General features: G+C 29.1%; 12 protein-coding genes. 1 reads left to right on the forward strand and 11 read right to left on the reverse strand.

The window, feature by feature from the left end; translation table 11 throughout:
* Positions 1–40: 40 nt before the first annotated feature.
* From J3477_RS16095 to J3477_RS16110, 4 genes are all read right to left on the reverse strand, one after another.
* Positions 41–607: a 5-formyltetrahydrofolate cyclo-ligase gene (locus J3477_RS16095; RefSeq protein WP_206870981.1), complete on the reverse strand. Its 567-nt coding sequence runs from the start codon at positions 605–607 to the stop codon at positions 41–43.
* A 151-nt stretch (positions 608–758) separates the two neighbouring features.
* Positions 759–929 carry a hypothetical protein gene (locus tag J3477_RS16100; RefSeq protein WP_206870982.1) on the reverse strand — a complete coding sequence of 57 codons (171 nt, stop codon included), beginning with the start codon at positions 927–929 and terminating at the stop codon, positions 759–761.
* 634 nt (positions 930–1,563) lie between these two features.
* Positions 1,564–2,262, reverse strand: coding sequence for a hypothetical protein (locus J3477_RS16105; RefSeq protein ID WP_206870983.1), 699 nt, complete (start codon positions 2,260–2,262; stop codon positions 1,564–1,566).
* Positions 2,259–3,566: a putative bifunctional diguanylate cyclase/phosphodiesterase gene (locus J3477_RS16110; protein ID WP_206870984.1), complete on the reverse strand. Its 1,308-nt coding sequence runs from the start codon at positions 3,564–3,566 to the stop codon at positions 2,259–2,261. The genes J3477_RS16105 and J3477_RS16110 overlap by 4 nt, the downstream gene beginning before the upstream one ends.
* Positions 3,567–3,846: 280 nt before the next feature.
* On the opposite strand from J3477_RS16110, the gene J3477_RS16115 reads away from it, so the two are divergent.
* Entirely contained in the window at positions 3,847–4,446 is a 600-nt protein-coding gene (locus tag J3477_RS16115; RefSeq protein ID WP_206870985.1) for a tyrosine-type recombinase/integrase, read from the forward strand.
* Between the two features lie 88 nt (positions 4,447–4,534).
* On the opposite strand, the gene J3477_RS16120 is transcribed toward J3477_RS16115, so the two are convergent.
* The 7 genes from J3477_RS16120 to rpiA form a co-directional block, all read right to left on the reverse strand.
* The gene (locus J3477_RS16120; RefSeq protein ID WP_206870986.1) at positions 4,535–5,758 is read right to left on the reverse strand and encodes an HD-GYP domain-containing protein; all 1,224 of its coding nucleotides are present in this window, start codon (positions 5,756–5,758) and stop codon (positions 4,535–4,537) included.
* A gap of 243 nt (positions 5,759–6,001) precedes the next feature.
* A complete protein-coding gene (locus J3477_RS16125) occupies positions 6,002–6,832 on the reverse strand; it encodes a PTS mannose transporter subunit IID (RefSeq protein ID WP_206870987.1) in 831 nt (276 codons plus the stop codon).
* A gap of 17 nt (positions 6,833–6,849) precedes the next feature.
* Positions 6,850–7,650 (reverse strand): PTS mannose/fructose/sorbose transporter subunit IIC, encoded by an 801-nt coding sequence (locus tag J3477_RS16130; protein WP_206870988.1) that lies wholly within the window; start codon positions 7,648–7,650, stop codon positions 6,850–6,852.
* A gap of 102 nt (positions 7,651–7,752) precedes the next feature.
* Entirely contained in the window at positions 7,753–8,226 is a 474-nt protein-coding gene (locus J3477_RS16135) for a mannose/fructose/sorbose PTS transporter subunit IIB (RefSeq protein ID WP_206870989.1), read from the reverse strand.
* Between the two features lies 1 nt (position 8,227).
* Positions 8,228–8,647, reverse strand: coding sequence for a mannose/fructose/sorbose PTS transporter subunit IIA (locus tag J3477_RS16140; RefSeq protein ID WP_206870990.1), 420 nt, complete (start codon positions 8,645–8,647; stop codon positions 8,228–8,230).
* Positions 8,648–8,871: 224 nt separating this feature from the next.
* Positions 8,872–11,664: a sigma-54-dependent transcriptional regulator gene (locus tag J3477_RS16145; RefSeq protein WP_206870991.1), complete on the reverse strand. Its 2,793-nt coding sequence runs from the start codon at positions 11,662–11,664 to the stop codon at positions 8,872–8,874.
* 546 nt (positions 11,665–12,210) lie between these two features.
* Positions 12,211–12,897: a ribose 5-phosphate isomerase A gene (gene rpiA, locus J3477_RS16150; protein ID WP_206870992.1), complete on the reverse strand. Its 687-nt coding sequence runs from the start codon at positions 12,895–12,897 to the stop codon at positions 12,211–12,213.
* Positions 12,898–12,995: the final 98 nt, after the last annotated feature.

The following is a 12,995-nucleotide window of genomic DNA, read 5'->3' on the forward strand; positions in this document are numbered from 1 at the left end:
CATAAATATTTATAAAGAAATTTTAACAATAAAAATACTTTTATTTAATTGTAAGTATGCCTCTTTCTGATATTATATGTGACACTTTCTCATCATAGACTTCAACAGGTATAGAATCAAAAATTTGAAATTCGTATGCCAGTGCTATCCTTGCGGATTTTGTATTATGTTTTAGAAATTTATCATAATATCCTCCACCATATCCAAGTCTATCTCCGCCCTTAGAAAAAGCTAATCCAGGCATTATTATTAAGTCTATGCTGTCCCCTTTGATCACATTTGCATTCTCTTTTGGCTCTAATATATTAAAAGGAGGCACTTCTACTAGATCATTTATTGAATTTATTTGAATAGCATTCATATCTTTAGTATTTCTATTCACTTTAGGAACAAATACTTTTTTGCCTAAAGCCAGTGATTTATTTATTATTTCATGAGTATCTACTTCCCCACCAATAGATATATATATAAATAAATTTTCACAAGCCTTGTACTCTTCTGTCTGTAAAAGTAAACTTCTTATATTGCTATCAAATTCTTTTTTTATTGTCCTATCTAAAACACTTCTTTTCTGCTTTATCAGCTCTCTATAACTTTTCTTATCCATTTTATCTCCTTAAAAACAATTAATTACTTCGTTTCTAACATCTAAATCATAAATACTTTAAATCAGTATTTACAAAAGGTTTATGCACATATCTTTGGATATAATATATATTAAAACACAAAGCCTTCTTATTGCAAGAAGGCTTTATCATTTAGCTGGTATGCTCTTTATTCACAACAATATCTTTATGAGGAATATTCATTTCTATGTATAATTTATCATCCTCTTCCAAGCTACATTCTGTATTAGTAATATTGGCAATTAAATTATTGTAATATCTTTCTCTATACTTCTTACTAAAAAGATATTTAAAAAACCACATAGCGTATCCCTCCTATCTTTTAGGAATATTATGGATTTATTTTGTATTAATTTTCTACTTTTTATACCTATTTAATGTAAATTACTCTTAAAGTAAAAAAATTTAGCTGAAGTGACCTTGTTCAGCGAGCTTTTTTAACGCATCTGCCTTTCCGAATGCATATGAAGAAAATTTGGCAGGCGACATATGCTTCTTTTTTTATTCTTTGACTTATATTATTTCTTAAGTCTATTCTCATAATTATCCACAGATATAATTGAGTGATAAATTCCTCTAAAGAATAAAAAAAAAGTGATAGAATTAACTATCACATCATGAAAGGGAAAAGTAAGGTTTTATATATTATTATGATTATTAAGAAATAACATAATTAATTTTTTATAAAACAAAGGCGCTTTTACTCTAATAGTAAAAGCGCCTTTGCTCTATATTTAAATTATAATACTTTCATAAAATTTGTCAATATATTTTTTCATTATTTTATATTACAGCACTAAATATTGTTCTTTTATTAATAATCTAACTCTATTAGTATCAACTTATTTTTCACTTTAAATTTAGGTTATGTTTAAGAGCATCCAATGTATAACCACTTAATTTCAACACGGTTCTTTAACAGCACTTAAACTTATATCTAAACCCTTGCATAAACAGTTTTTTTCATATTTATAAAATTTCTATTTTCTATTCTTAAATTCTTTATTTGAAATAACATTAATTTTGTATACTCATTCATAATATCTATATTTTTAATTATAGCTATAAGTGTTTCATTTTGATTCTCTTTATAATAATTACTCATTCTCTCTAACATAACTTCTCTAATATAACGATTTATATATTTATCAAACCTATCTACTTCATTATAAAGAGAAACAAATCTATCATTTATAATGATTATATACCTAAATATTTCTTGTAGATCTGATTCTTTATACTCTTTATCATAATTATCTTGAATAAATATTCTACTTCTTCTCTTTGATCCATTCAGACTATGTAAAATTTTTTTCATACTTTCATCATAAAGTTTGCTTATTTCAAACAATTCTTTAAAAATATAATCCGATACGTCGTACTCTAATAAAGTTTTAATTAGTTTAGAACTTTCCTTATCACATTGTGTAAGTATGTTATTGAAATTATTAAATGCCACGCTAATCTGCTCGCATTTTTTTAAAATTAATTTTGAATTTTTATTTATCCATTCAAAATAATCTAATAATTCATTTAACTTTAACTTTAAAATCTTATTTTTATTTGAAAATTGATGATTAATTATATAACATTTCAATTTAATAATCTTTTCTGTTAAATGCATATCTTGTATCATCTTTTATCAATCACTTCAGCTTGTTTTAATAATTCTTCAAAACTAGAACATTCCAAAGGATAGCTCAATAAAAACCCTTGTACTTTATTAAATCCATGTTTCTTTATAAATTCTAGCTGAACATTATTCTCTATACCTTCAATAATTATATTGTCATTTATAGATTTAAGGAACTTAAGTATTCTTGCGGTTTGATTCCTCTTATTTAAATCATATTCAATATTATTCAGAAAAAATTTATCCAATTTAATAATATCAAAAGGTAAACTCATGGCACTAAGTAAAGATGAATTACCTGTACCAAAATCGTCCAATAATACTTTTATTCCTAAATTTTTTATATCTTTAATTATATTTAAAGCCGTGTCATAAGAATTTATAAATATTCTCTCAGTTATCTCCAATTGTAAATATTTAGGTTCTAAATCAAACTCAAGTAAGATATCTTCTAAGTTACTTATAAAATCCTTATCATAAAATTGTCCTTGACTGATGTTAATTGATAGAGGGATAGGTTGAAGACCTTTCTGTTTCCATATCATATTTTGCCTACATGACTCCCTTATTACCCAGTTGCCAAGTTCAATTCCAAAATTATTTTCTTCAACAATTTTAATAAATTTATCTGGCTTTATTATCCCTTCTATCTCATGCTTCCATCTTATCAGCACTTCTGCTGACTGTATACTATTATCATCTATATTAAACTGAGGTTGAAAATATAATAAAAATTGCTTCATATATAGAGCTTTCTTCAAATCCATTGCTAAAAGCTTTTCTATAATTAAATTATTCTGCTTATCAAATACTTTGTAACAACTTCCGCCTTCTACTTTCGCTTGCTCTAAAGCTATCTCTGCTTGTTGCATAACCTCCTGAGGTGGGCTTGTATAATCAGAATATAAACTTATTCCAATACTTAATGTAATACAGACCTCTTGTCCATATACAATTAGTGGTTCTTTAACCCTATTTAGTAATTTTTCTGACATTGAAATAATATTATTTATATCTTTTTTTTCACTATTTATATGTATATACTTGTCTCCACAAAATCTAAAAATAGAGCCGTTAGTTGAATATATTTCTTTTATAATACTCATCATTTTATCCAATACTAAGTTACCAAAATCATATCCATATATCATATTTATAGCTTTAAAGTCTTCTATATCAAATATCACAAGTATTATAGAACCATTTCTTTTTATATTCTCATCTATAATCAAGTTCATTTCCTTAAAAGAATAACTTAAATTATAAAAATTAGGTTTGAAAACTTTTTTCTCAAAATTAGAATTCAATTAATCTCCCTCCTCATTTGACTTATATGTAACAATACTTTATATTACTATTACAAAATAAATATTTTGTCTAAAAAATCATTATTATCCTTCCTTAATAATCCATATTTCATGTTATTATCCTTTTTTTATTGTGATATTTTTAATCTTTTATTAATTTTCACATTTTTTATAAAATTATATTAAATTTTCTCATAAAAAATTGGTTATTAAGTAATATTATGTTATAATATTTTGGTCAAAATATTTATTTTGTATAATATTTTGCGTTGGAGGGATTATGATGAGAAATCAAAGTTCTAAAATTAAATACTTTACACAAAATGAGATGAAACGCATATTTTTTACAATTGAAAGCTTATCAACAACACATTCATTGAGAGATTTGGCCATTTTTAGAGTAGCTTATAGATGTGGTTTAAGAGCATCAGAAATTGCATTAATAAAAAGAGAAGATTACAATTCAAACAAAGGCGAAATCTATTGCCAAAGACTAAAAGGAAGTAAGAATAATACTATTAGACTTGATACAAAAACAAAAGATATTTTAGATAGACATATAGAGTGTGCAAATATAATCTTGGACTCTGAAGCAATCTTTAAAAGCCAAGAGAATAATCCAATTTCTAGACAAACCTTAGACTACTTAATAAAAAAGTATTGTTTATTGGCTGATGTAGAAGATAAAAGTAAGCATCACTTTCATTCAATAAAACATACTACTGCTGTTCATTTAGCAGAATCAGATATGGATATAAAGGAACTACAATGGTGGCTAGGTCATAAAGTAGTTTCTAACACTGAAATATATTTTCAATTTACTACAAGGCAACAAGAGAGAATGTACAATAAATTAGACGAAAGAAGCGAAATGGTTTAATTTTATAAGAGCTTGTTTTCTTATATTACCGAAAAACAAGCTCTTATGTTTTACAAGACCGAAATATGTATTGCTTAATCCTAAATATTTACTTACACATATTTGTTGCAAAGACAATATCTATATCCTTACATATATTACTATCTATAAACCCATTCTTACACATATCCTTTAATATATTCATTGCTTCTGTATGGCTTAATGATTTTCTATAAGGTCTTTCCTCAGTAAGCGCCTGATATATATCAAGGCATCCCATTAGTCTTGAGTTGAAATCTAATTGTTTATGACCTTTTCCAAAAGGATACCCTAATCCATTAAGCTTTTCATGATGATTAGCTGCCCATTCTGCAATGTCTTCAAAACCCGTTATTTGTTCCAGAGCAACTCTAGTATAGTAAGTATGTTCTTTTATAACTGAAAATTCTTCCTCACTTAATGCACCAGTACTATCCAATATATCATTCGGAACAGCTAGCTTACCTAAGTCATGTAAATCGGCTGCTATTATCAATTTAAATCTTTCTTCATCACTGTAATCATAAAATCGAGCCATAACATCAACTTTTTCAGACAACTCTTTAGAGTGTCGTTGAGTATATTGTGATTTAGAGTCAATTATTCTTGAAAGCACCTGAGTTATAGATCGTATCTGTTCAAAAGAAATATCAACCGAATATTTAGGTTGTACCTTTTGTAAAGCTACTGCTATAAAATTATCTTTTAAGTCAATCCAGAAGCTAGTATGACTAGCTACCTTCATAAAAGCCTCCACCAATTTCGATGAATAATGTGTATTTTCTTTACTTTTTATAAATTCATGTATTTTTTTTCTGATTTGAAAATCACTAGTTCTCAAATCAAAATTTAATTCTATCTCGTCTGCCATTGAAATTATTTGAGACATCTTAGGTATAGCTTCGCCTTTAATATTAAAGTAACCTGTTCCATCATATCTTTCATGATGATATTTAATGACATTTGTAACATCAGTAAGGAAAGGATACATGCTTATACTTTTCTCACCAATACTACAATGAGCCACTGTATCTTCAGCATTTTTAAGGCTATACTCGTTTTCTGTATTAAGCTTTTTAACTAATCCTCTTTCTACTGCACCAATATCATGAAGCATGCCTAAAGCTACTATATCATGAAGTTCTTTAAAACTTAATCCAAGCTCTTTGGCTATTTTTAATGATATGTACGCAGTTCTCTTTCCGTGATTGGAGGTAACTCCCGATAAGTCCATTTCTATAAAATCTAGTGCAAAAGATACTGCTGTTAGAAATTCATTCATATAAAATAGCATTTACTCTATTTCCCCTTTGTCCAATTATTTTCCTAAACTATCCTTTAAATTATTATTCAAGTGTTTAAAAGCCTGTACTTATTATTTATTGTTATATATTAATCTTATTTTATAAATCAATTACTTTTTATTTTATATATCGATGATACCATTAATCAATTTCATCTACTATTTTAATACAAATAGATTCTTAAAGCAAAAAAAGGAATCGTTTCCGATTCCTTTTTTTAATATAAAAGCTTATTAAGATAATACCCCTAACCAGTATCCTATGATACCTACTGCAAATAATCCGAAGATTATCCAGATAGCACTAACCTTCTTTTTTAACAATCTCATACATAGGAATGTTAATAGAAGTGGAACTAGACCAGGCATTAATGAGTTTAATATATCTTGAACTGTAGTAACAACTTCTTTACCTTGTTGGTTTGTAATCGTTGAAACCACTAGAGGTATATTAACAGTTGTCCATCTTGAAACTAGAGCACCCATTACGAATAATCCAAGTATTGAAGCACCTTCTGTTAGCTTTTGAAGTCTGTTTCCAGCCATATCTTTTACAACGTCAAGACCTTTTTTGTATCCATATTCAACACCAAACCATCTTATAGCAAGACGTACTGCATTGAATAATACGAAGAATAGTATTGGACCAGCTATACTTCCAGTTAAAGCTATTGAAGCACCAAGAGCAGCAACTACTGGTCTTAATGTTCCCCAGAATATTGGGTCGCCAACACCTGCTAAAGGTCCCATAAGACCTATCTTTATACCATTTATAGCACCGTCATCAATAGGAGCTCCGTTAGCTCTTTCTTCTTCCATCGCTGCAGTAACACCAAGAATTGGAGCTGTAACGAATGGTTGAGTATTAAAGAACTCAAGATGTCTCTTCATTGCTAGTTTTCTTTCTTCTCCTTCGTACAGTCTCTTTATAACTGGTACCATTGAGAAGCAATATCCTAAAGCTTGCATTCTTTCAAAGTTCCATGATGCTTGGTGGAAGTTTGAACGAATAAACACGCTAGTTAAATCACTCTTAGTTAATTTCTTTTGGTTATTGTTAGCCATGATAATACCTCCTTCTACTAATCATCTAATTCGTCATCTGCATCACTGTTGCCTGATGGGCCTACAGCTACAGCTGACTTATTATACTTAGGGCTTAATTGTATATAAACTACTGCTAAAACTGTTCCTACTACACCAAATCCTACTAGGTTTAATGTTGAGAACGCTGCTACAACGAAACCTAAGAAGAAGAAAGGCATTAAGTATTTTGCTTCCATCATGTTGATAACCATTGCATATCCAACTACAACGATAAATCCACCAGCTACTTGTAATCCACGAGTTATAACTTCTGGTATTGCTCCTAACATATTTTGAACTGCATCAGTTCCAACGAACATTGATACTAATAATGCTGGTATTGCAACACGTAGACCTTGAATTGCTAAACCACCTAAGTGCATAAAATCTATACCTCTTAAGTTACCTTCTCTAGCATATTGGTCAGCTTTATGTTGTAATGCAACTGATAATGTTCTTGCGAAAATTGTAAGAACTTGTCCTGCTGCAGCTATTGGAATAGCAACTGCTATACCTGTACCTATGCTTTGTTTTCCACCTATAACTAATATTGTTGATACAATACTTGCAAGGGCTGCATCTGGTGCCATAGCTGCTCCTATGTTCATCCAGCCAAGAGCCATCATTTCAAGAGTACCACCTATTATAATACCTGTTTTTAAGTCTCCAAGAATAAGTCCGATTAGTGTACATGCAACTAATGGTCTGTGAGTTTGGAATTCATCCAATACACTACCCATACCAGAAATACATGCAACAATAAATATTAATACGATTTGCAATGCATTGATAGTCATTTTTTGCTTCCTCCTTAAAAATAAATTTTTTATTAAAAAATTATTTAATAAACGATTTCATAAAAACTAGGCAAAAATAATATTTTGGATTGATGACAAAAATTAAATTTTTGTCATCAAATCAACTTTAGAATCAGTAACTACTTTTCTTATTTCTAGTTCAATTCCCTTTGCATTAAGAGCTTTAAATGCATCTATATCCTTTTGATCTACTGAAACAGCACTAGTTACTTGTTTCTTTCCTTCTCTAAATGCCATTCCACCTATGTTAACACTCTTTATATCTACTCCACCCTCTACCATTCTTAATACATCTGTAGGGTTTGTGAATAAGAATAATACTCTTACTCCTTCATATTTAGGGTTTTGATAAACTCTTATAGCCTTGTCTACATCTACAACACTTGCTTTAACCCCTGGAGGCGCAACTTGTGTTAAAAGAGTTTTTCTTATTGGATCTGCTGCAACTTCATCATTGCAAACTATGATTCTTTCACATCTAGTTTCCTTTGACCAAATTGTAGCTACCTGTCCATGGATTAATCTGTCATCAATTCTTGCTAAAACTATATTCATTTTATAAATCCTCCTCATCATTTTGAGTTAATGTTTCTTTTAATGATTTTATACTGCTTATACCAGCTTCTTTTGCTACATTTAAAACCTCTTTAACAGTTGAACCTTCTCTAGCTCCGAATGTTTCAAGAAGCATTGGTATACTAACACCAGTTATTACATCCATATCTTCATTCTCTATAGCTATTCTGCTTGCCGCATTAAATGGACTTCCACCAAATAAATCTACTAAGAAAAGTACTCCTTCTTCGCAGTTTAATTCTGATATTTTTTCCTTATATCTCATCAGAAGGTCATCTGTATTTTCGCCTGGTTCGAATGTTACTGCTGCTACATTTTCTTGTTTTCCATATATCATCTCTGCTGACTTTAACAGCTCTTCTGAAGATTTTCCATGAGTTCCTATAACTAGAGCTACCATTGTTTTATCCCCTCCGAAATTTTTGTTACTCATCTTTCACACTATTATACATAGCAATTACCGTGCCAAAAATGTGTATCAAAATATTTTTTATACAAAAATATAGTATTTAAGCCAAAAATATTATAAAAAACTTTATGAAATCTTTTTCATCGATACACTTTTAATCCCTTTTAATACTCTAAAATTATCAATATCAACTTTTTGATACTTTTCTTAATGCATTATTGAAGCATTTCAACGATATAGTAAATCTCATCATCAGATAATTCTATATTCAATGAGTTTTTTACCACATTATTGCAATTTTTCAACGCATTAATTACATTTTCATCCAATTCATCTATATTATCTCTGAATATTAATCCATCGTTAACTACCATTCTTTCCAATGCACAGCCCACATGAACAACTATTTTGATACACATAGAATTATCAAATTTTTGATTTAAATTTGCTTCTAATACTCTTAAAAAATTCATTAATACACTAATAACCTTAAAAGGATTTAAAAAAGTTAGAAATTGTTTTAAACTATCAAGACATAAATCTTTTACAACGATATTAGTATCCTTTGGCTTAACTTGTATATGATGCTGTTGTACTATACCAGTCAACATCTGCTCTCCACTGCCACCAATCAAATCTTCTAGTGATATGAAAGGTGCACTAATATTAGGATTCATTATTCCAACTGATGCCATAATATTAAACTTATTTTTTATAGAATCTATCCGTTTATCTAATTCTTTAACTCCAACTGGTATTATTTCTATTTCTTTATCAGTTAAGTTAGTTATAATATCACTCACTAACTCTTTAAGTTTCTCTGCTGTTCCTACACCAGTCGAACATATGGTTATAATAGCCTTATTTTTATCGTTTTTAGCCTCACTTTCGATTATCAATCCACCGTATCCTCTAAAATCTCTTAAGGATTCATATATAGTTTCCAAATCCATATCAAAGATATTAGCTTTTCTTACAGCCTCTAATACTAAAGGAGTAGATACCATATCTATTGTCTTAATCTTTACTCCAGTTTTCTCTGTTATAATAGGGCCAAAGTTAGCTAAAGATCCCATATCTACTAAAAGTAATACACCTTTGCCCATATCTATTTCTTTTACTTTACTTATCATATCGTCTAATATCTTTTTAGGACTCACTTCCAATGGCATATCAATGGCATCAACCACACCTTCACCTAAAAGTTTCTTAGCTACATTTACCATGCTACTTGCAGTATTGTTACCATGAGCCGCTACAATAACCGCTACATGCTCAGCTTTTTGTGCATCATTTATGGTACTGATAAGTAATGTAAGATATATTACTTCCATGTCAGGAACTATTATGTTATAACGCTGTTCAATTAGATTTTTAATCTCCATAGATATATTAAATTCTTCAGGATTATCTTTAATTATATCTTCTATATTTGTATATCTTAACGGAGTATTTCCTTCAACTCTTTTTAAGAACGCACTTAAGTGGAGACTTAAAGCATATAAAAATCTCTCATTCAATTTTTTACTTGTTTTCTTTTCTATAAGAATTTTAATTTCTTCAGCAAATTTTAGTATATCTTCATTTACTATCTTCAATATTTTTTCTCTATCAGATGCATTGTTTTTAAACTTATCATAAAAGCTTTTAATATGAATATTAATATCTGTGGTTATGAACTTCTTTATAAAGTCTTCATCTAGACCTTCATATTTTAGTACCGCTGCCTTATCTTCAATGATTTTGTATAGATTGAAAGGAGGCTCATATGCATCTTCTTCTATTAGGTTTACGTAGCCACCAGGCGTTACTACTATTTGAGACTCTATATATTTTGCCAATTCTTCTATTTCTTTTCTTTTTCCACTCAAACTAAATAAGCCACTTTTTATATCTGAAGGCAGTGATTTGAAATCGATATCAATAGAATCTTTATTATCTATACTATTTAAAAATCCTTTAGCACAAACGAGTTGTATATTAGACTTCATTTGTCCTATGTTACCATAAGAAGCACTACCTATTAATGCCTTTACAGCATCGGATTCGATTTTTATTTTTTTATTTACTCTATGTGCTTCATTTGATAGTAAAAACTTTAATATGTCTAGTTTATCTTTAACAGGTCTCTCTTCTAAGCTTGGTATATTTATTACTATAGGTATTCTTCTAACAAAAGTCTTAAGCAACGATGATCCCGGTTCTTCTGTTGTTGCCCCTATTATTAATACACTAGATTTTCTCTTTCTATCTGTATCACCCAATTTATTATAAGTTCCAGTATCCATAAAGTAGAAAATCATTTCTTGGCCTTCAGGTGGGAGTCTATGGATTTCATCTAAAAAAAGTATTCCTCCATTTGCCTTTTCAACCAAACCATCTTTTTCTACATCTGCTCCAGTAAACGCACCTTTTGCATGTCCAAAGATGTGTGATATTAATAATTGTGGATTATTATAGTAATCTGCACAGTTAAAAACAATAAATGGAGCTTCTTCACCAAGTCTTTGCGAGTATCTAGCATAGTTGTACATCATATTTGCGAATAAAGTTTTGCCTACCCCAGTTTGGCCAACAATTAAAGTATGTAGCCCATTTGGAGGATACAGCATAGCAGCTTTAGCTTGTTCAATTTGATTTTTAAGCCCAGATTCTGCACCAATTAAAAAATCAAACGGACTTTTAACTTTATCTTCTTCGAGTTCTCGACTATCTTCTTTTATTAACTCTTCAACGCTATTAACCTCTATAGGTCCTAACTCAAGCTTACATCCTATAATTCCTTCCATAGAAGCTTTATCAAGATATAAAACAGGTCGCCCTTTTACTTTTATTATTTTATCTTGTCTTAGAAGAGTATTGAGTTCCATACTAACGTTGTTCCTTAGAATATCTAATTTTTCAGATATCTCTATGGCACTGAATCCAATGTTTCTTTTTAAATCTTCCATTGTTAGTTTTTTTGTTTCAACAACCATGTAATTATATATCTTCTCAATTCTTTTCACCTTTATACCTCCTTTTATATAGGGTTCCAACTTCAACTATTAAGTTATACATGCCCGATAATTCACAGCGTCTACTATTATCAAACATTTATAACTTAAGTTTTTGTAATGTAACCCTTTACTTATACTTGTACAATAAAATAGCTAATTGAAAAAACTTTTTATAGATGAACCAACTTATATTTTCAAATTCTCCTCTCAGAATCCAGAGGAGCTTTGAAAATAGATTTCGGATTGAAGTGTTTCATCTGTAATTATCATTACATTATAAATACAGTAAACTGCACTGGAAACCTACTGTATTAATACTCATGATACTAATAACATGATACCCTTTGGAAAAATAAGTATCAATACTTTATATTTATATAATATTATTCGTTAAGTATCATAATTACTGATACTCTTCACATTGTTGATTTTAATACACTTCTACGAAGCTAAAATTCATCAAAATCTTATAAAACCCTAAAGAATAAAAAATAACAATACTCATGTTTAAAGAGTATTGCTAAAATATTTCTTAGTTATAAATTTAGTTATATATTATCTCTTATTGTTTTCTAAAATTTCAATACCATCTGATTCAGCTATTATAACCTTTGTAACTTTATCAACAAATAAAGAAGTTCCTACAACGCCAAATATCGAATTAAGTGTTTGATTTAATACAGATATATCATCTACATTTTCAAAAAAAGCATCTACTATTACATTTCCGTCATCACTTATTAAAAATCCATCCTTATTATTAGATGTTCTTATTTCTACCTTAGCGCCTATTTCTGATAAGCATTTTTTCACATAACTTAGTGATTCTGTTATAACTTCTAATGCTACTGGATGTTTAAACTCAAGCTTACTTACAACTTTTTCTCTATCAACAAGAAGTATATAATCTTTAGCCATTGATGCTATAAGCTTTTCTCTAGTATGAATCGCTCCGCCACTTTTAAGTGCATTTAAATCTGCATCAACTTGATCGCACCCGTCAAACGCAACATCTACTGAATCTACACAGTATGTAGGTAAAACTTCTAACCCATTCTTAACACATAGTAATTTAGTATTTAAAGAGGGTGTTACAACCTTTATCTTAAGTTCAGGCTTTTCACTAAGCATTCCTATTAGGTAAGCTATACTTCTTCCACCACCTAAACCTACAGTATCTCCATCTTTTATGAATTTCAATGCTTCTTGAGCAGACAGTTTTTTTAGCTCTTCTGTGTTCATAAATATACCTCTTTCTATTATTAAATTTCAATATTATAGTTAAAATTATACGGTATTATAATAACGATATATCATTTTAAATTAACCAATCAAAAACT

Source organism: Clostridium zeae, assembly GCF_017312485.1.
Classification (GTDB): Bacteria; Bacillota; Clostridia; order Clostridiales; family Clostridiaceae; genus Clostridium_AR; species Clostridium_AR zeae.